Raw genomic sequence first — 18,361 nt, 5'->3', positions numbered from 1 at the left:
TGCCAGCCCCGACGGGGCACGCTCAAGAAGCTTGACAAATTTTATTGACCATCGAGTCACAATCTGCGTATCGTTCGATCCCGCCGGAGCCGCAGGACCGGGACCACCCCGCCGCGCCCGACGCCACCCATCCGCCCCGACCGCGAGGACCGACATGGCCGAGTCACCCGCCGACCACACCGTTCCGCTCGGCAGCACCGGCTGGCGTCTGTGGCGCGAGGCGGTCCTGCGCAGCGCTGGCTTCCCGGCCGGGCGGGTCCGGGCGCTGGCCGACCCCGAGCTGGCGGCCGCCGCGGACGAGGCCCTCGCGGGCACGCTCACCGCAGACGGGTACCGGCAGGCCTACACGGCGGCGACCGAGCGGCTGTCGGCCGCCGTGCGCGCCACGGCGGGCGAACCCACCTTCCGCGAGGCCGTCACCTGGCAGAACCGGCGCCTGCTCACCGACTGCCTGGACAAGGCGGCCGCCGGCGAGCCCCGCAACGCGCGCGGCCGATCCCACGAACTCGCCATCACCGGCTACCTCCAGCGGTACGCGTTGAAGAACGACACCATCGGGTTCTTCGGGCCGGTCGGCTGGGCACGGTGGGACGACCGGCCGGAGCCGCTCGCGGTCGAGTCCGGCGGACAGCTGCTCTCCCGGCGCACCGTCTACTTCGAGTCCTGGGCGATCGACACCCTCGCCCGGGTCCTCAGCACCCACCCGGACCTCGCCCCCTGGCTGACACCGCGCCGCTCGGCCGCGGACCACCTCGGCGAAGGCGTGCTGCACCGCGCGGGCAAGGGCGAACAGCCGCTCGCCCCGCTGGAACACGCGCTGCTCGCACGGTGCGACGGCGCCCGGACGGCCCGGGAGGTGCACGCCGCACTGCCCGACCCGGCGGCGACCACCGAGGCCGACGTGCTGGCCGCACTCGCGGACCTGCGCGACCGGGAGCTGATCACACTCGACCTGGAGGGCCCGGTCGAAGCCCGGCCGGAGCTGACCCTGCGGGCGAAGCTCGACCGGATCGGCGACCCGGCGGTGCGCGAGTCCGCGCTGGCCGTCCTGGACGGACTCTGCCGCGCCCGCGACGCCGTCGCCGCGGCGGCCGGGGACGCCCAGGCGCTCGCCGCCGCCATGGACGGGCTCAACGCCGCCTTCCTGAGCGCCACCGGCACGGCGGCCGAACGGCACCACGGACGCAACTACGCCGGCCGGACGCTGGTCTACGAGGACTGCGTGCGCGACGTCACCGTCTGGCTCGGCACGGAGCTGCGCGACGAACTCGCCGCTCCGCTCGGGCTGGTCCTGGACAGCGCACGCTGGCTGGTCGGCCGGATCGCCGACGGGTACCGGACGCTTTTTCTCGGCATGTTCGACCGCTGGTCGGCCCGCAGCGGGGAACCGGCCATGCCGCTCGCTCGCCTGCTGGCCGCCGCCACGCCCCACCTCTTCTACTCCGCCCGGGCGCTGCCCGCCCCCGTCCGGGCGGCCGTCGCCGAGCTCCAGGAGCGGTGGGCCCGCGCTCTCGGCGAGGCGGACGGGCCGGGCCCGCGCGCCTTCACCGGCGCGCGGCTGGCCGAGCGCTTCGCCCGCGAGTTCCCCGCGGTCCGGCCGCCCTGGGCGGCGGCGGTCCACCACTCCCCCGACCTCATGATCGCGGCGCCGAGCGCGGCCGACGCGGCGCGGGGGGACTGGCTGGCCGTGCTCGGCGAACTGCACACCGCGCTCAACACCCTGGAGAGCCGGGTCTTCGTCGAGCAGCACCCGGAGCCGCAGCGGCTGCGCGCCGCGGACGCGGCCGACCACGCCGGCCGGCGGGTCTACCTGGTGCCGCCGAAGGACTGGCCCACCGTCACCTCCCGCCTGGCGCCGCCGTCCGCGCTGCTGTCGCCCGACTACACCTACTGGACGCTCCGCGCGCCCAGCGTCGAACCGACCGGCCCGGTGCTGACGCTCGCCGACCTGTCCGTCCACCGGCAGGACAGCGCCCTGGTCGTCCGCTCGGCCGACGGCGGCTTCCGGTGCGACCTGCTGGAGATGCTCGGCGAGGTGCTGTCCGGGGTGGCGGTCAACAGCTTCAAGCCCTTCGCTCCCGGCGCGCACCGCCCGAGGGTCGTGATCGACCGGCTGGTGGTCTCCCGGGAGTCCTGGACCTTCCCGGCGGCGGACCTGGCGTGGACGGCCGTCCACGACGAGGCCGAGCGGTTCCTGGCCGCCCGGGCCTGGCGAGCGGCGGCCGGATTGCCGGAACGCGTCTTCTACCGTTCGCCCACCGAGGACAAGCCGGTTTTCCTCGATTTCGAGAGCCTCCCGCTCGTCAGCCTCTTCGCCCGGACCGCCCGTCAGGCCGCCGAACTCCCCTCTGCCACCCTCGGGTTGACGGAGCTGCTGCCCGACCTGCCGGACACCTGGCTGCGCGACGGCGACGGCGCCGGCTACACCGCGGAATTTCGCGTCGTAGCCCTCGACAAGACTTTGTGACCGTTTTATCGACCAATAAGTCAACTATGTGCAGTGTCCCCGCACTCTCACCTGAAAGGTGCCTCAGGCATGAAGCCCACCGCCGTGGTGACCGACCCGGACCGTTTCATCAAGATCCTCGACGACCCGGCCATGCAGCTCCTGGTCCGGCTGCAGGACCAGCTCCTCCACACCACCGCCGAGTTCTGGAAGGAGCGCCGCGCGCTCAACCTGCACCTGCCGATCACCACCGGCTCGGTCTCCAGCCCGATGGGCCTGGGCAGCGACAGCCTGCCCGTCCAGATCGACCTGTTCGGCGAGAAGGTCTACCTGGCCGACTCGATGCAGTTCCTTCTCGAGTACGGCTGTCGAATCGCCCCCGAGGGCGCCTGGTACCTCATGCCGAGCTTCCGCGGTGAGGAGGCCGACAAGACCCACCTCAACCAGTTCTTCCACAGCGAGGCCGAGATCATCGGCGGCCTCACCGACGTCCAGGAGGTCGTCGGCCAGTACACCCGCGCGTTGGCCCGCGCCGCGCTGCGCGAGTTCGAGGGCGAGCTGGCCGCGGTGGCCGGCTCCGTCGACCACATCGTCAGAATGGCCGAGACCGAGGTCATCCCGCAGATCACCGTCGACGAGGCCGTCGAGCACCTGCGCAACGACCCGGAGTGCGTGCGCCACGACCCGGCCGGCTTCCGCACCATCACCCGGGCCGGCGAGCGTCGCCTCATGAACGAGATCAGCCCGGTGCTGTGGCTGTCCCACTTCGACCACCTGTCCGTCCCCTTCTACCAGGCCTACGAGCCCGGCACGGACAAGGCCCGCTGCGCCGACCTGCTGCTCGGTATCGGGGAGGTCGTCGGCGCCGGCGAGCGGCACGTCGACGGCGAGCAGACCCGCAAGGCGCTCGCCCACCACGAGGTCGCCGAGGAGGAGTACGACTGGTACGTCCGGATGAAGTCCGAGCGCCCGATGCTCACCTCCGGCTTCGGCCTCGGCGTCGAGCGCTGGCTCATGTGGCTGCTGCGCCACGACGACATCCGCGACCTCCAGCTGGTGCCCCGCCTCAACGGCCTCACCCTGGCCCCCTAGCCGTGGCCGGGTCCGTTCTCACGGCCCCCGGCCGAAAGTCGGGGGCCGACGGCGAAAGCGCAACCACGACGGCCCTGCGGAGGCGGATCGCCGACGACTTCGTCGCCGCCTACCCGCACGCCCGGCAGGTGCCGGCGGTGGGCATCACCTCCGGCGCCGACCGCTCGGTCCACCTCGTCGGATCCTCGATCAGCGCGCTGAAGCCCTGGATCCCGGGCGGAGTCCCGGCGGGCGGCATCCTGGCGGTCCAGCCCGCGGTCCGAACGCAGAACCTCAGGACGCTCGGCGACTGCGTGACCCCGTTCACCTGGGGCGGCCACTTCACCAACTTCTCGATCGTGCTCCCGGCCGGGTCCGGGACGGCTCCCGCCGAACACACCCTGGCCTTCTTCCTCGACCACTGCCGGTTCGCCCCCGGGGACGTGCTGGTCCGCGCCAGCCGCGCCCACCGCGGGTTGTTCCCGGCGATCGGGGTCTTCACGGAGCACGTCCGGGTCGAGTGGGACAGCCGGGCACCGCAGTACTACACCCACACCGTCGGCATCCCCGGCGTCCAGGGCGTCAACTTCAACGTCGCACTGCGCCACCCGATGACCGGCGAGTACGACGACGTCGGCAACTACATCGACTTCACCCCCGGCGGGACAGGGCCCGTCACCGAGCCGTTCACCGAGATCGGCTTCGGCGACACCACCGTCCTGCGGGCCCGGCTCGGCCTCGACCACGTGCTCGACGCCTTCCCGTTCCCGACCGGGCCGACCGCCGACCACTGGGCCGACCGGCACCTCCAGGACGCCTTCCTGGTCACCGCGGTGCTGTGGGGCGAGGGACTGCGGCCGTGCAACCGGGACGCCAGGACCAAGCTCCTGCGCAAGTACCTGGAAGCCTGCCGCACCGCCGTCACCCGCTCCGGCGTGGGCCGGTCGCAGCTCCGCACCTGGCTGGCCGGCCTGTACGCGGCGGAGGGATTCCCCCGGGCCGACCTCGACGGCCTCTGGTCAGAACACCTGGAGAACAACCTGTGGACCTGAACCACGACAACGCGAACAACCCGAACGACCCGAACGACCCGAAGAGCGTCAACGACCCGAAGTACCGGAACGTCGCGTCCGTGTACGACCTCGTGTACGAGACCCGCACCGAGGACGTGGAGTTCTATCTGGAGCAGGCCGTCAAGGCCGCGCCACTCCGCCTGGCGGAGTTCGGCTGCGGAACCGGACGGGTGACCCTCAAGCTGGCCGAGCGCCTGCCCGACACCCGCATCATCGCGGTGGACATGGACGCCGACGAGGTCGAGGTCCTGGAGGACAGCCTGCGCGCCCGGGGCATCGACACGGTCGAGACCCGCTGCGAGCTCATCCAGGACTTCGAGGGCGAGGACCTGGACCTGGCGATCGCCCCCTTCCGGGTGTTCCAGCACGTCACCGACCCGGTCGAGTTCGAGGCCTGCCTGAACCGGGTCGCCCGGAGCCTGCGGCCGGGCGGGGTCTTCGTCTTCGACCTGTTCAACCCCTCGGTCCCGCTGCTCGCCCGGACCGGCCTGATCGCCTCCCAGGTCTTCGAGGACGGCGACGGCCACCGCATCGAACGCACGGTCAACGTCAACGACCGGGACCACTTCCGGCAGACCCAGTTCGTCGAGGAGGACTACACGGTCTTCACGCCCGAGGGCGGGACCTACGACCTCCACTGGCACTACCACACCCGCTACTACTTCCTCGGCGAAGTGGTCCCGCTCATCGAGCGCGCCGGGTTCGAGGTCGTCCGGGTCGACTCGGACTACCGGGGCACCCCGTTCGGCAAGGGCCCGTACCCCGGCGACCTCGTCTTCCACCTCGTGCGCAAGTAGCGCCACCCCCACCGCACCACCACGTCAAGCCACCGCGACGGAGACACAGAACAATGGCTGCAGCACCGGTCCTGGAGCAGGACCCCCACCTCCCGCTCTCCGTGGAAGCGGAGACCTCCCCTCTCACCCTGCTCCGGAAGGAGGCCCGCACCGTCGGCCGCCCGGACACGGTCGTCGCCGTCGAGGTGGCCGGCCGAACCGAGCCGCTTCGCCGGCCGTTCGCCGAGGCGGGCGAGGCCCGGGTACTGACCGCGGAGAGCACGGCCGGCCTGCGGGTGCTCCGGGCCACCGCGGCCCTGGTGCTGGCCATGGCCGTCCGCGAGGAGTTCCCCGACGCCCTGCCGGCGGGCTCGGCCCCGGACGAGGACGGCTTCCACGCCGACTTCGCCAACCTGGCGCCGGTCACCCCCGAGGTGCTCAAGCGGCTCGACAAGCGGATGCGCCGGATCGCCAAGCGCCGTTTGCCGGTCAACGCCCTCCGGGTCACCTCCGCCGAGGAGGCCGACGGGGCGGCGGCCGGCAACCGGTTCCTGCGCGAGATCGCCGACGCGGCACTCGACCAGGACGCGCCCGGCGCGTTCCGCCTGCTGGTCGGCCCGGAGGGTGCCGAACCGCTGTGGACCGGGGTCGACACCGAGGTGACCGCCCCCGACACCGGCTACCTGACCGCCTTCGAGCTGACCTCCTCCTCCGCCGTCTACTGGCAGGGCGACGAGGCCAACGAGAGCCTTCAGCGGATCAAGGGCACCGCATGGCCGGACGAGGACGCCCTGGCCCGCCACCGCGCCTTCCTGGAGGAGGCCGCCCGCCGGGACCACCGCCGCCTCGGCTCCGAGATGGAGCTCTTCACCTTCGCCGACGAGATCGGCCCCGGCCTGCCGATCCTGCTGCCGAACGGCGCCGCGATCCGCGACGAGATGCAGCGCTACTCGCTCGACAAGCACCGCCGGTCCGGCTACACCCTGATCAACACCCCGTTCATCGCCAAGGAGGAACTCTTCCTGCGCTCCGGGCACCTGCCGTACTACGCCGACGGAATGTTCCCCGGCATGGCGGTGGACGGCAGCGAGTACTACCTCAAGGCCATGAACTGCCCCATGCACGCCGTGGTGTTCAAGAACCGCGGCCGCTCCTACAAGGAACTGCCGCTGCGGCTCTTCGAGTTCGGGTCGGTCCACCGATACGAGCGCTCGGGCACCCTGCACGGCCTCACCCGGGTTCGGAACATGACCCAGGACGACGCCCACATCTTCTGCACCCAGGAGCAGATCCAGGAGGAGCTGAAGACGGTCCTCGCCTTCGTGCTGGACCTGCTGCGCGACTTCGGCCTGCGCGACTTCTACCTCGAACTCTCCACCCGCGACGACTCCGACAAGTTCATCGGCAGCGCCGAAGACTGGGAGAACGCGACCAGCGCCCTGGTCGCCGCCGCCGACTCCACCGGCCTGGAGCTGGTGCCGGACCCGGGCGGCGCGGCGTTCTACGGCCCCAAGATCAGCGTTCAGGTGCGGGACTCGCTCGGCCGCAACTGGCAGATGTCCACCATCCAGCTGGACTTCCAGACTCCAGCCCGCTTCGAGCTGTCCTACCAGGCGGCCGACGGCTCCCGGGTCCGGCCGGTGATGATCCACCGCGCGCTCTTCGGTTCCCTGGAACGCTTCCTCGGCGTGCTCATCGAGCACTACGGCGGGCAGTTCCCGGCGTGGATGGCCCCCGTCCACGTGGCCGGCGTGCCGGTGCGCGCCGACGCCGAGGCGGGCCACACCCAGTACCTGTCGGAATTCTTCGACGGCCTGCGGGAGACCGGCGTGCGCACCCAGCTGGACGCCTCCAGCGACCGGCTGCCGAAGAAGATCCTCAACGCCCAGCGCCTGCGTGCCCCCTTCGTCGTGGTCGCCGGCGACCGGGACGTGGCCGCGGGGACCGCCTCGCTGCGGTTCCGGGACGGCTCTCAGGAGTCGGACGTCCCGCTCGACCTGATCGCAGAGCGGATCCGCGCCACCATCGCCTCCCGCGAGACCGCCGGCCCCACCGCCGCCCCGCGGGCGGACAGCGACGACTGACATGCCGGGAGTCGCCTTTCCGCCGCCGTTGAGACGCGGCGACGAGATCCTGGTGGTGTCCCTGTCCTCCAACACCGCGTCCAGGTTCGGTCCGCGGCTCCGGCGGGGCGTCCTGGAACTGGAGCGCAGCGGGTTCAGGGTCCAGCTCGGCAGCCACGTCAGCGACGGGCGCAAGCCCTGTGCGGAGACGGTCGCCACCCGACTCGCGGACCTCCACCGCGGGTTCGCCGACACGAACGTCTCCGCGATCGTGTCGGCGATCGGGGGCTGGGCCTCGCACCAGCTGCTGGACTCCGTGGACCTGGGGCTGATCCGGGCCAATCCCAAGTGGTTCATCGGCTACAGCGACACCAGCTCCTTCCACCTGCTGCTCAGCGAGCGGGCCGGGCTGGCCAGCGTCTACGGCCCGGCTGTGCTCCCGCAGTTCGGCGAATTCGGGGGCGTCCGCCGGTACTCCCTGGACTCGCTGTTCCAGGCCACCCGTGGCGAGGCCTACGAGGCGTCGTGGGCCGACACCAGGATCGACGAGCGGCGCCGATGGGAGACCGAGGACGGCGTGCGGCGGGCCGAGGTGCGGGCCCCCGCCCCCGTCGTGATCCGGGAGGGAGTCGGGCGCGGCGAGGTTCTCGCGCTCAACCTGGAGACTCTGATGTCGCACGCCGGGACGCGGTACTGGCCCCGGCTCTCCGGACGCATCCTGCTGGTCGAGATCTCCGACAGCGCGCTCGAATGGCAGGCCCTGCGGCTGGTCCACCAGCTGAGCCAGCAAAGGGAGTTCGGCCTGCTCCGGGGCCTCGCCCTGGGGCGGATCCCGCGCGGGATCGGGATCGACACCGGCACCGTCCTCAAGCGGCTGCGCGAGGTGACCGGACCGCTGGCGATCCCCGTGGTGGCCGACCTCCCGTTCGGCCACGTCGACCCGATCATGTCGATCGCCCTGCGCCGGACCGCCGAACTCACCGCGGAGGCGGACGGGCACGTCACCCTGCGCTTCGATGCCCTCCCCGACGCCCGATCGGCCGTCCCCGTCCCTCCCCCGGCCCGACCCGACACCCGCCCGGCCCGACCGGAAGCGCCACCGCCAGAAAGGTCAGCTCCGCCCATGCCCGGACCCCCCCGACCACCCCGCGGACCCGATACCGCGCCGGCCACGCCCGAAGAGGCCCGCTGCCCCGCCCACGGAACCGTCGACCGGCTGCTCACCACCGCCCCGTACCGGGCCTACTCGATGCTGTGGGCCGCCGGCGAGGCGGCCACCTGGCACGAGCCCACCCGCTCCTGGTACGTCACCGACCCGGCGCACGTCCGCGAGGTGCTGACGGACCGCCGATTCGCCGCCCGCGGCGCCTCCCCGCTGGAACCCGGGCTGCCGGGCACCCCGGGAGCCGAGGCCGTCGAGGAGTTGGAGGCCTTCCTCGGCCACTGGCCGGTGTTCTCCGACGAGCCCACCCAGCGCACCGCCAGCCAGGCGCTGCGCCGGTCCTTCTCCCGTGCCCGCGCCGAGCAGCTGCGGCCGGCCTTCCGATCCGCCTTCGCCGAGATCGTCGACCGGGCCGATACCCGCAGGCCGGTCGCCACCTTCGCCCGTCCGGTGAGCGAAGCGATGCTCTCCCTGCTGCTGGGACTGTCCGCTGACGAGGTGGACCGGCTGCGGTCGATGACCGCTGCGACCATCGGCTACCTCTCCAACGACGGCCAGGACGTCGGGATGGCCCGCGCCGCCCTGGACCGGATCGGGGAACTGGAGGAGTGGCTGGCGGAGCGCGGCCGCACCGGGGCGGACTGGCTGCTGACCGAGCTGGACGCGGCCGGAGTGGAGCTCTCCCCGCGCGAACTGGCCGCCGTCTACATGCAGATCGTCACCGGCGCGCTGGACCCGACCTCCCACGCGCTGATCGGCGCCCTGCGATTCGTCCGGCACTCCTCGCACGCCCAACAGGCGGCCGCCGCCGGGGACTTCGCCGGGCTGGTGGAGCTCTGCCTGGGCCACGACACCGGGTTCCACTTCGCCCCCCGTCGCTCCCGGTGCCCGATCGCCTTCCACGGCCGGGAGATCGGGGCCGGGGAGCGCGTGGTCGGCGTCCTCGCCTGGGCGGCCGCGGTCGAGGCCATGGACGGCGGCACCGCGGACACGCCGGACGCCCCGCAGGGCGGCGGCACCTCGCTGGCCTTCGGCCACGGGCGCCACTTCTGTCTCGGGGCCGGCATCGCTCAGGTGGCCCTGGAGGAAGCGCTGCGGGCCGTGCTCACCCGCCACGACGCGGTGGAGTTCGACGTCGACGCCGTCGAACGGCTCCCGGCGCTCGGGGCCTCCGTCTACCGGGACCCGGCCCCGAAGGTGTGACGCGCCCGTGGGCTGTGGGACCGTGGTCGGATGCACCATGATCCGATCGACCAAGCGCGGCGCCTCGTCCGCGACCGCTTCCCCGAGGCGCTCGCCGTGGTCCTGGCGGGATCCACCGTCTCGGGGCGGGCGGGCTCCAACAGCGACCTCGACCTCGCCGTCCTGATCGCCAGTGGCGGCGAGACCCACCGGGAGACGCTCCGCTTCGAGGGCCGGGTCGTGGAGCTCTTCGTCCACACACGGGCCGGCCTGCGTGACCTCTTCGCCGTGGACGTCGCCACCCGGCGCGCCGTGCTGCAGAACATGTATGCCACCGGCCTGGTGCTGGTCGACGTGGAAGGCGAGGCCGGGCGGGCCCGCGCCCTGGCGGAGGAGGACCTGCGCCAGGGCCCGCCCGCTCTGGAACCGGAGACCGTCGAGACAAAGCGCTACGGCCTGACGGACGCGCTGGACGACCTGGCCGACGCCACCGCCCCGGTCGAACTACTGGTCACCGCCGGGGTGGTGGTGACCACCGCCGCCGACCTGCTGTGCGACCACCACCGGGCCTGGACGGGCAGCGGCAAGTGGCTGCCGCGCCGGCTGCTGGAGGCGGACCCCGAGCGCGGGGCTGCGCTGCTCGACGCCTACGCCGGGCTGGGCGCCTCGCAGGACACCGCGCCACTGATCGCGGCCGCCTCGGAGATCCTCGACCTGGCCGGCGGCCCGCTGCGCGAGGGGTACCGGCGGGTCTGGCAGGGCGTCATCGACTCCGTCGCCGTCGGCGTCGGCCGCTGAGCACCCCGACCGCTTCACACCGCTTGTGACGAAGGGCGTCCTCCCTGGGGAGGACGCCCTTCGTCACAAGCGGTCCATCGGGTGGGCCACCAGGGGCTCGAACCCTGAACCTACGGATTAAAAGTCCGCAGCTCTGCCAATTGAGCTAGTGGCCCGAGGCCCTGCCTACCGGAGGCACCCGGGTGGGAAGGGCCACGGCGATCCTACCCGGTGGGCCCCAGGGCTCCGCCAGTGGATTGGCCGGGCGCGCCGGGGGCCGGGGGTGCGGCTTGAGCCGAGCTGTAGGGCGGGCAGTAGGGCGGGCTGTAGTGGGCGGCCCGGACGCGGCGCAGCCAGGCCTCGGCGGGGCGGGGGTCGGGGGCCTCGGGGAGCACGCCGGGGCGGGCCAGCCGGTCGGCGGCGTCGGCGAGCAGGTGTTCGGCGGTGGCGGGGTGGTCGGCGATGCGTCCGCCGAGGTCGCGGACGCGTTCCGGGTCGGGGAGGCGGATCAGATTGCGGCCGGTGCGGTGCAGCCGGACGGCCTGCTCGACCAGCCGGACCAGGTGCCGGGCGTGCTTGGCGGCCCGGCGGCGGGTGGCCGGGTCGGTGGTGTCGCGGGTCAGCAGCTTGCGGAACTGCTGGTCCGCGTAACCGAGATAGGCCTTGCGGACGGCGGGCGCGCTGAGGAAGCTCGACCGGATCCCGACCAGTTCCCGGCCGAGCGGGGTGGTGGTCTCGTACAGCTCCTCGGGCAGCCAGACGAGTTCGGAGGCGGTCGGGTTGCAGGACAGTGCCAGCCGGCACCACTTGGCGGCCTCGTGCAGGGTGACGTCCGGCGCGGTGCCGACATGCGACTCGGCCGGGCGGTGCAGGCCGTGCAACTCCTCGGTGGGGACGGCGAACAGGCCGAGCCGGTCGATGTCGGAGCCGGCGTGGGCGAAGCCGTACGCGGTGGAGCCGACGACGCCGGACAGCAGGACGGTGCCGGAGGGCAGGGTCGCACCGGGGGCGGACATGCGTTCTCCTCTCGCTCACCTGTGACGACCGGGTACCGCATCCTCTCCGGAACCGGCCGCGCCGGGCGAGCGATTTCCGGTCCGGGGCCCGCCCGGCCGCCGATACTGGACGGATGGAGCACAGCCGTGGGATCGACACCGAGAAGCTGCGGGCCTGGTGGTCGCACCGGCAGTGGCTGGACCGCCCACACCCCGGGGCGTCCGCCGCCGAGGTCCTGGCCGCCACCGGCTGGGCCCGCTCGGTCGGCGGCGCGGCCCCGTACCTGGGCCTGTTCGCCCGGGCCGGGCTCGGCCGGGCGGAGGTGGACGCGGCGGTGGCCGCCCTGGCGGTGCACGAGCTGCCCTCGGCGCGCGGCTGCACCTATGTGCTGCCCGCCGTCGACTTCGCGCTCGGCCTGGCGGCCGGCGCGGCCGCCCCGGCGGGTGAACTGGCCGCCGCGGAGAAGCACCTGGGCGTCGGCCGGGACGAGGTGGAGCAGCTCTGCCTGGCCGTCGAACGGGCCCTGGCCGGCGGCGCGACGCTCGACCCGACCACCATCCGGGAGGCGGTCGGCGACGCCGTCCGGCCGCTCGGCGAGGCGGGCCGCAAGCGCGGCCTGTCGACCACCCTGCCGCTCGCCCTCGGGCTGATGCAGTCCCGCGGCCGGATCCGCCGGGTGCCGGTCAACGGCCGCCTGGACCAGCAGCGTTACGGCTACGTCGGCTGGGACCAGCCGGCCGCCGGGGGCGCCGTCGACCTCGCCCGCCGCTACTTCTCCTGGGCCGGCCCGGCCACCCTCGGGCACTTCCGCTGGTTCTCCGGCTTCTCCGCGGCCACCGCCCGCGCGGCCGTCGCCGAGGCCGGTCCGGTCCCGGTCGAGCCCGGCTCCGAGCTGCTGCTGCCGCCCGAACTCGCCGAGGAGTTCGCCGGGTTCGAGGTACCGACCGAGCCGCACTACACCCTGCTGGCCGGCATCGACGGCATCCACCTGCTGCACCGCGACCTGCCCCGGCTGCTCGACCCGGCCGACGCCGCCCGCCCGCTGCCCGCCGGCCGGGCCGGGCGCGCCTTCAGCGGCGAGACCGACCCGCAGACCCACCTGGTCCTGGACCGCGGCCGGATCGTCGGCCTGTGGGAGTACGACACCGAGCGGGCCGAGATCGTCCACCAGTCCTTCGTCCCGCCCAACGACGCGCTGCGCGCGGCGGTGGCCCGCACCGAGGCGTTCGTCCGGGACGAGCTCGGCGACGCCCGCGGCTTCAGCCTCGACTCGCCGAAGAGCCGCGCCCCGAAGATCGCCGCCCTGCGCCGAGCCGCCCTGCGCTGAGCCGCCCTGCGCCGAGCCGCGGGCATGCCGGGCCGGGTCGCCGGGTAGCGTACGGCCCATGGCGACCACCAGCACCGACGACGTCCTGCTCATCACCGGCGCCGGCCGCGGCATCGGCGCCGCCACCGCCCTGCTGGCCGCCCGCCGCGGCCACCGGGTCTGCGTCAACTACCGTACGGACGAGGCCTCGGCCGCCGCCGTGGTGGACGCGGTCCGGGCCGAGGGCGGCACCGCGATCGCCGTCCGGGCCGACGTCAGCCGCACCGCCGAGGTGGAGCGGCTGTTCGCCACCGTGGACGCCGAACTCGGGCCGCTCACCGGCCTGGTGAACAACGCGGGCACGCTGGAGCGGCAGCGCCGGCTGGAGGACCTCGACGAGGACCGGCTGAACCGGATCTGGGCCGCCAACATCACCGGCCCGTTCCTCTGCGCCGCCCGGGCCGTCCGCCGGATGTCCACCCGGCACGGCGGGCGCGGCGGCGCCATCGTCAACGTCGGCTCGGCCGCCTCCCGGATCGGCTCGCCGAACGAGTACGTCGACTACGCGGCCGCCAAGGGCGCCCTGGACTCGATGACCCGCGGCCTGGCCCTGGAGGTCGCCGCCGAGGGCATCCGGGTCAACTGCGTGCGCCCGGGCCTGATCCACACCGGCATCCACGCCCTCGGCGGCGAACCGGGCCGGGTCGACCGGGTCGCCCCCAACCTGCCGATGCGGCGCGGCGGGGAGCCCGAGGAGGTCGCCGAGGCGATCCTCTTCCTGCTCTCCCCGGCCGCCTCGTACACCACCGGGGCGTTCCTGGAGGTCTCCGGCGGGCGCTGACGCACTCATCCGCCGCCGAACAGCCCCCTCGGGTTTCCTTCCCCCGCTCCCGTCCGCACCCGTACGGTGGGGGCCATGACCGATGCCTTCATCGAGATCCCCGGCGTGCGCAACTTCCGTGACGCGGGCGGGATCGGCGCGCTGCGCCGGGGCGTGCTCTACCGCTCCGGCTCCCTCCACACGCTCACCGAGGAGGGTGCCCGCAAGCTCAAGGACCTCGGCCTGCGGACGGTGATCGACCTGCGCAGCCAGGAGGAACTGGAGGTCTGGCCGGACCAGCGGCACGGCCTCGACCACGAGTCCCTCCACCTGCCGACCCTGCCCGCCAACCGCGACGACCTCGACCGGCCCTGGCCCGAGGACCAGGCCGACCTCTACACCTTCATGCCCGCCTACGCCGGCCCGTCGCTCGCCGCCGTCGTCCGCCGACTGGCCGCCCCGGACGCCCTCCCGGTGGTCGTCCACTGCGCGGTCGGCAAGGACCGCACCGGCCTCACCATCGCCGTCCTGCAGTCCCTGCTCGGCGCCTCCGACGCCGACATCACCGCCGACTTCCTGCGCTCCAACGTCGGCCTCGGCCTGGACCAGGGCCCCACCCCCTACGTCGACGAGACCGGCACCGAGCGCATCTCCCGCCCGATCAACGCCGACCTCATCGCCTCCTCCCTCGCCTGGATCCGCACCCACCACGGCTCCGTCCCCGACTACCTCCACGCCGCCGGCCTCACCGCCGCCGACCTGGCCGCCGTCCGCGCCAACCTGTCGGTCTGAGCGCCTGAGCGCCCGGGCCTCAGGCGCACTCGAAGCGCCACCACTGGGTGGGGGCGTCGACGTCCTCCCACTGCTGGACGGGGGCGTCCGGGGTGGCCGGGGCGGTCAGCGGTTTGCCGCTGATGAAGCTGGTGACGGTGTAGGTGCCCGGGGCGTCGACGTGGGCCTCCAGCAGCCATTCCTGGGCGCCGAAGGCGTTGGCGGACCACTGCTGGATCGGGACGCCGTCCTCCGGGGAGGCGCCGGTGACGTCGAGGCGCTTGCCGCTGCCGGCGTTCTCGATGTGGAAGAGCGCGCCGCCGGGGTGGACGGCGGCGAGTTGCCAGAGCTGGGCGTCGGAGCCGTCGTCCGCGCCCAGGCGGACGCGGGCACCGCTGCGCCGGGAGGCCTCGGCGACCTCCAGCAGCAGGCCGCTGCCGATGTTGCGGATCCGGTAGCGGCCCTCGGTGACCGGGGCGGCCGCCCCGGTCGCCCCGCTGGTCTCGTCAGTCACGTTCGGAGTCTCCCACCCGGGACCGACAGCGCGCCTCGTGGCCGAAGACCGCCGCCAGCACCACGACCACGGCGGCGACCTGGGCGAGCGCCGACACCCCGGTGCCCAGCCGGACGGTCGCCGCGACCAGGACCGCGCCGATCAGCCGGGCCCGGTTGGGCCGCAGTCCGAAGAAGCGCCGGACGGCGGTGTTCACCACCAGGTACAGCGTGATGCCGCCGGACAGCGCGGCGGCCTGCGGCAGGGTGATCGGGTCGGCGGGGTGGGCGGTCGCCGACTTCACCCCGGCCGCGAACAGCAGCACGCCGAGCAGCAGCCCGAAGTGGCCGAGGTAGTAGACCGTGACGGCCGCCCGGTTGCGCTCGTCGGAGGGCAGCGCGGCCATGTGGTGCTCGGCGCGCGCGTCGTCGTCGTGCCCGAAGTACGCCCACCAGAGGCCGACGCAGACGGTCAGGCTGAGCAGCGCGACGGCGATCAGCGCCGGGCCGAGGCCGGCGGCTCCGGCGCCGACCCCGATGGCGATCACCGACTCGCCGAACGCGATGATCACGATCAGTCCGTGCCGCTCCACGAAGTGGTCCGCGCGCAGCCGGAACTCGGGCAGCCGGGCCGCCTTGGTGGTGACGTACTGCATCGCGAAGGCGGCCGTCCAGAAGCCGAGTTGGACCGTCCCGGTGAAGTAGCCGCCGGCCACCACCAGGCCACCGACGACCAGGTTGGCGGCGCCCATCCCGAGCACCGCGGCGGGTGCCACCCCGGCGGCGGCGAACATCCCGGTGTGCACGGCGACCACCACCAGGTACGCCCAGCCGAACGCGGCGCCGCTGCCCTCGAAGGCGTGCGGCACCGACAGCGAGATCACCAGGAAGGCGCCCATCGCCAGCATCAGCAGCCCGCGCCGCCCGTGGGTGCGCGGCGGCATCGCGTTGGTCAGCCAGATGAAGGCGTCGTACATCCACCAGATCACCCCCAGCATCACCAGCACCTGGGCGAAGCCGCCGAGGGTGAGGTGGTGGACCAGGCTGCCGGTGAGCTGGGTGATGGTGAAGACGAACACGAGGTCCAGGAAGAGCTCCAGCGGCGCCACCTTCAGGGCCGGCTGGGCCCGCCCGCGGACATCGGCGGCAGCGGCGGGGACGGAGGACGCGAAGGGGCGGTGGGGCACGGTCACCGCGCGAGTATCCGTCACCGGGCCGAACCGCGGGGGCGTTTCCGGTCCACGAGCGGTGCTGGTGCACGGACGGTGTCGGCCTGAGGGGAACGGCCCCGGAGCCGGGCCGGAGGCCCCCGGCCACCCGGCCCGTTCGCCGGGTTAGGGTCGGAAGCCGGAACGCGAACCCCCTACGCGTGGATACGAGTGGAGTCGACGATGGCGAAGGTCCCGAACGCGCTCGCGGCCGCCGCGCCCGCCGCGCTGACCGCGGCGAGCGGTCTGGTCGGCGGTTACGGCGTGGCCCGCTGGAGCGGACGACGCGAACTGGGCGGCGCGGTGCTGGCGGTGGCCGGTGCCGGGGCGGCCGCGCAGTGGCGCCGCAGCTCGGGCACGGCCGCCGCGGCGGCGCTGACCGGCCTGTACGTGGCGGCCTTCGGCGGCTCGCACCCGCTGGCGAAGCGGATCGGCGCCTGGCCGTCCGTCTTCGCGGTCACCGGGGTGGTCGCGGCGGCCTCCACGGCCGCGACCGTGCTGGCCGCCCGCAAGCGCTGATGCCGTCCCGCTCGGTGCCGGTCGCCCGCAAGCGCTGAGCCCGGGCCGGACCTACGGCCGGACCTCCGCGCCGAACCGGGCCTCGAAGGCGGCCCGGTTCGCCGAGACCGGCGAGCGGTCCCAGACCGCGAACACCACCTGCTCGAACGCGCCCCCGTAGCGGGCCAGCGCGCCCTCGAAGGCCTCGGCGACCTGGGCCGGGTCGTTGCCGAAGACCCCGCAGCCCCAGGCGCCGAGCACCAGGGCCCGCACCTCGTGCCGGGCGGCCGCGGCGAGCACCCGCAGGGCCCGCTCGGCGAGCACGCCCCGGACGTCCGTACCGGCCGAACGCCGTTCCAGCTGACCGGCGTTGGGCGCGGGCGAGGTCAGGAAGGTGACCGGGTACGGCCGGGCCAGCAGGTCACCGCGGCCGTCCCGGATCACCGGGACGTCGGGCGAGACGATCACCCGGTGGCTGTACCGCAGGTCCGTCGAGGCCCGGTGCGCCTCGTAGTAGTCCGGCGCCTCGACCAGGCAGCTGTACAGCAGGGCGCTGCGGCACAGGTCCTCCTCCTGGGCGCGGGCGCCGCGCAGGTACCCGCCGCCGGGGTTGCGCGCGGACGCGAAGTTCAGCACCCCGACCGGCCCGGCCCCGGCCGCGACCAGCCGCCCGGCGGCCGCCACGCTGCCCTCCGCCGTCACCGCCACCCGCCCGGTCAGCGGGCCGCGTTCCCCCGCCGCCAGCAGCGCGTCCAGGCCGTCCGGCGCGTACGACACCGTGCCGGCCCGCGCCGCGGCCAACCGCTCCCCCACCTCCACGAGTGCGCCCCCGGCCGTCCGGTAGCTCCCCCGCGCGGCGATCTCCTCGTTCACTCGTGCCACGTCATGCAGTCTGCTGCTCATGTCCGTGACGCTACGGGACTGGCCCCACCGCGCGCCACAGGTTATTCTCACCTCCAGAACAACACCTCGGGGGGAGCGCGGTACCGAGGTGTCGGGGGGGTGTCCGGGGGGACGCCGGGGGAAACACGAAGGGCCCGCTCCGGGGGACGGAGCGGGCCCTTCGTGTGTGTCGCGGATGTCGCGCGACCGAGCCGGTCAGCTGAACCGTTCGGTCAGCCGTTCAGCCGACCGTTCGGCCAGCCGTACGACGTCAGTTCTTCCAGCGCGGCTTGCGGTCGTCGCGGTTGAAGCCGCCGCCGTTGGAGTTGTCGCGGTCACGGCCACCGCCGAAGCCGCCACGGTCACGGTTGAAGCCACCGCGGTCGGACTGCGGACGGCCGCCGGAGCGGTGGTCGTCGCGGCGGGCGAACGGACGGCTGCTGCCGCCGCGCTCGTCGCGGTCCCGGCCGAAGGACGGACGGTCGCCGAAGGAGCGGGCCGGACGGTCGCCGAAGGAGCGGCCGCCGCGGTCGCCACCACGGTCGTCACGGTTGAAGCCACCGCGCTCGCCGCCACGGTCGTCACGGTTGAAACCGCCCGAGCGACGGTCGTCACGGTCACGGCCACCGCCGAAGCCACCGCGGTCACGGTTGAAGCCACCGCGCTCGCCGCCACGGTCGTCACGGTTGAAACCACCGGAACGACGGTCGTCACGGTCACGGCCACCGCCGAAGCCACCGCGGTCACGGTTGAAGCCACCGCGCTCGCCGCCACGGTCGTCACGGTTGAAACCGCCCGAGCGACGGTCGTCACGGTCACGGCCACCGCCGAAGCCACC

The 18,361-nt window shown here is 73.7% G+C and carries 15 protein-coding genes, 1 tRNA gene and 1 pseudogene; 11 read left to right on the top strand and 6 right to left on the bottom strand.

Features of this window, described 5'->3' with window-relative positions; all coding sequences use genetic code 11:
- Positions 1–154: 154 nt before the first annotated feature.
- The 7 genes from ABTZ03_RS15630 to ABTZ03_RS15600 all read left to right on the top strand — a co-directional run bounded on the left by ABTZ03_RS15630 (position 155) and on the right by ABTZ03_RS15600 (position 10,571).
- Positions 155–2,467, top strand: coding sequence for a lantibiotic dehydratase (locus ABTZ03_RS15630; protein ID WP_350513487.1), 2,313 nt, complete (start codon positions 155–157; stop codon positions 2,465–2,467).
- A 69-nt stretch (positions 2,468–2,536) separates the two neighbouring features.
- Positions 2,537–3,538 (top strand): amino acid--tRNA ligase-related protein, encoded by a 1,002-nt coding sequence (locus tag ABTZ03_RS15625; protein WP_350513486.1) that lies wholly within the window; start codon positions 2,537–2,539, stop codon positions 3,536–3,538.
- Between the two features lie 2 nt (positions 3,539–3,540).
- Complete coding sequence (locus ABTZ03_RS15620; RefSeq protein WP_350513485.1) at positions 3,541–4,569, top strand: hypothetical protein; 1,029 nt, start codon at positions 3,541–3,543, stop codon at positions 4,567–4,569.
- A complete protein-coding gene (locus tag ABTZ03_RS15615) occupies positions 4,560–5,387 on the top strand; it encodes a class I SAM-dependent methyltransferase (RefSeq protein ID WP_350513484.1) in 828 nt (275 codons plus the stop codon). The genes ABTZ03_RS15620 and ABTZ03_RS15615 overlap by 10 nt, the downstream gene beginning before the upstream one ends.
- A gap of 53 nt (positions 5,388–5,440) precedes the next feature.
- Positions 5,441–7,450 carry a threonine--tRNA ligase gene (thrS, locus tag ABTZ03_RS15610; RefSeq protein WP_350513483.1) on the top strand — a complete coding sequence of 670 codons (2,010 nt, stop codon included), beginning with the start codon at positions 5,441–5,443 and terminating at the stop codon, positions 7,448–7,450.
- Positions 7,451–7,478: 28 nt separating this feature from the next.
- Entirely contained in the window at positions 7,479–9,794 is a 2,316-nt protein-coding gene (locus ABTZ03_RS15605; RefSeq protein WP_350513482.1) for an LD-carboxypeptidase, read from the top strand.
- 30 nt (positions 9,795–9,824) lie between these two features.
- The gene (locus ABTZ03_RS15600; protein WP_350513481.1) at positions 9,825–10,571 is read left to right on the top strand and encodes a nucleotidyltransferase domain-containing protein; all 747 of its coding nucleotides are present in this window, start codon (positions 9,825–9,827) and stop codon (positions 10,569–10,571) included.
- An 82-nt stretch (positions 10,572–10,653) separates the two neighbouring features.
- On the opposite strand, the gene ABTZ03_RS15595 is transcribed toward ABTZ03_RS15600, so the two are convergent.
- Together ABTZ03_RS15595 and ABTZ03_RS15590 are read right to left on the bottom strand one after the other, a co-directional pair.
- Positions 10,654–10,726: transfer RNA gene (locus ABTZ03_RS15595), tRNA-Lys, on the bottom strand.
- 48 nt (positions 10,727–10,774) lie between these two features.
- A complete protein-coding gene (locus ABTZ03_RS15590) occupies positions 10,775–11,566 on the bottom strand; it encodes a nucleotidyltransferase domain-containing protein (protein WP_350513480.1) in 792 nt (263 codons plus the stop codon).
- A gap of 113 nt (positions 11,567–11,679) precedes the next feature.
- On the opposite strand from ABTZ03_RS15590, the gene ABTZ03_RS15585 reads away from it, so the two are divergent.
- The 3 genes from ABTZ03_RS15585 (at position 11,680) to ABTZ03_RS15575 (ending at position 14,464) form a co-directional block, all read left to right on the top strand.
- Positions 11,680–12,873, top strand: coding sequence for a DNA glycosylase AlkZ-like family protein (locus ABTZ03_RS15585; protein WP_350513479.1), 1,194 nt, complete (start codon positions 11,680–11,682; stop codon positions 12,871–12,873).
- Between the two features lie 58 nt (positions 12,874–12,931).
- Positions 12,932–13,693 (top strand): SDR family oxidoreductase, encoded by a 762-nt coding sequence (locus ABTZ03_RS15580; RefSeq protein ID WP_350513478.1) that lies wholly within the window; start codon positions 12,932–12,934, stop codon positions 13,691–13,693.
- A 75-nt stretch (positions 13,694–13,768) separates the two neighbouring features.
- Entirely contained in the window at positions 13,769–14,464 is a 696-nt protein-coding gene (locus ABTZ03_RS15575) for a tyrosine-protein phosphatase (RefSeq protein WP_350513477.1), read from the top strand.
- 19 nt (positions 14,465–14,483) lie between these two features.
- Here the strand turns inward: ABTZ03_RS15575 and ABTZ03_RS15570 are convergent, their stop codons facing one another.
- A complete protein-coding gene (locus ABTZ03_RS15570; RefSeq protein WP_350513476.1) occupies positions 14,484–14,957 on the bottom strand; it encodes an RICIN domain-containing protein in 474 nt (157 codons plus the stop codon).
- Positions 14,950–16,128, bottom strand: a complete 1,179-nt coding sequence (locus ABTZ03_RS15565; RefSeq protein WP_350513475.1) for a low temperature requirement protein A — start codon at positions 16,126–16,128, stop codon at positions 14,950–14,952. Before ABTZ03_RS15565 ends, ABTZ03_RS15570 begins: the two co-directional genes overlap by 8 nt.
- 198 nt (positions 16,129–16,326) lie before the next feature.
- Between ABTZ03_RS15565 and ABTZ03_RS15560 the strand changes: the two genes are divergently transcribed.
- On the top strand, positions 16,327–16,662 hold the full coding sequence (locus tag ABTZ03_RS15560; RefSeq protein ID WP_270145258.1) for a hypothetical protein: 336 nt from the start codon (positions 16,327–16,329) through the stop codon (positions 16,660–16,662).
- 51 nt (positions 16,663–16,713) lie between these two features.
- Here ABTZ03_RS15560 and ABTZ03_RS15555 read toward each other — a convergent pair whose 3' ends face one another.
- Both ABTZ03_RS15555 and ABTZ03_RS44245 read right to left on the bottom strand, forming a co-directional pair.
- Positions 16,714–17,544: a TIGR02452 family protein gene (locus ABTZ03_RS15555; protein WP_350513474.1), complete on the bottom strand. Its 831-nt coding sequence runs from the start codon at positions 17,542–17,544 to the stop codon at positions 16,714–16,716.
- Between the two features lie 250 nt (positions 17,545–17,794).
- Positions 17,795–18,361 (bottom strand): annotated as a pseudogene (locus ABTZ03_RS44245) (DEAD/DEAH box helicase); the annotation flags it as partial.

The sequence above is a fragment of the Kitasatospora sp. NPDC096077 genome, from assembly GCF_040303245.1.
In the GTDB taxonomy this organism is placed as follows: Bacteria; Actinomycetota; Actinomycetes; order Streptomycetales; family Streptomycetaceae; genus Kitasatospora.
Note: the sequence above shows the minus strand (reverse complement) of the source record. Positions and strands in the feature narration are given on the sequence as shown.

Coding starts and splice junctions, on each gene's coding strand:
- ABTZ03_RS15600 (WP_350513481.1), top strand. CDS start 9,825: ATGCACCATGATCCGATCGACCAAGCGCGGCGCCTCGTCCGCGACCGC.
- ABTZ03_RS15585 (WP_350513479.1), top strand. CDS start 11,680: ATGGAGCACAGCCGTGGGATCGACACCGAGAAGCTGCGGGCCTGGTGG.
- ABTZ03_RS15575 (WP_350513477.1), top strand. CDS start 13,769: ATGACCGATGCCTTCATCGAGATCCCCGGCGTGCGCAACTTCCGTGAC.
- ABTZ03_RS15580 (WP_350513478.1), top strand. CDS start 12,932: ATGGCGACCACCAGCACCGACGACGTCCTGCTCATCACCGGCGCCGGC.
- ABTZ03_RS15625 (WP_350513486.1), top strand. CDS start 2,537: ATGAAGCCCACCGCCGTGGTGACCGACCCGGACCGTTTCATCAAGATC.
- ABTZ03_RS15555 (WP_350513474.1), bottom strand. CDS start 17,544: ATGAGCAGCAGACTGCATGACGTGGCACGAGTGAACGAGGAGATCGCC.
- ABTZ03_RS15590 (WP_350513480.1), bottom strand. CDS start 11,566: ATGTCCGCCCCCGGTGCGACCCTGCCCTCCGGCACCGTCCTGCTGTCC.
- thrS (WP_350513483.1), top strand. CDS start 5,441: ATGGCTGCAGCACCGGTCCTGGAGCAGGACCCCCACCTCCCGCTCTCC.
- ABTZ03_RS15560 (WP_270145258.1), top strand. CDS start 16,327: ATGGCGAAGGTCCCGAACGCGCTCGCGGCCGCCGCGCCCGCCGCGCTG.
- ABTZ03_RS15630 (WP_350513487.1), top strand. CDS start 155: ATGGCCGAGTCACCCGCCGACCACACCGTTCCGCTCGGCAGCACCGGC.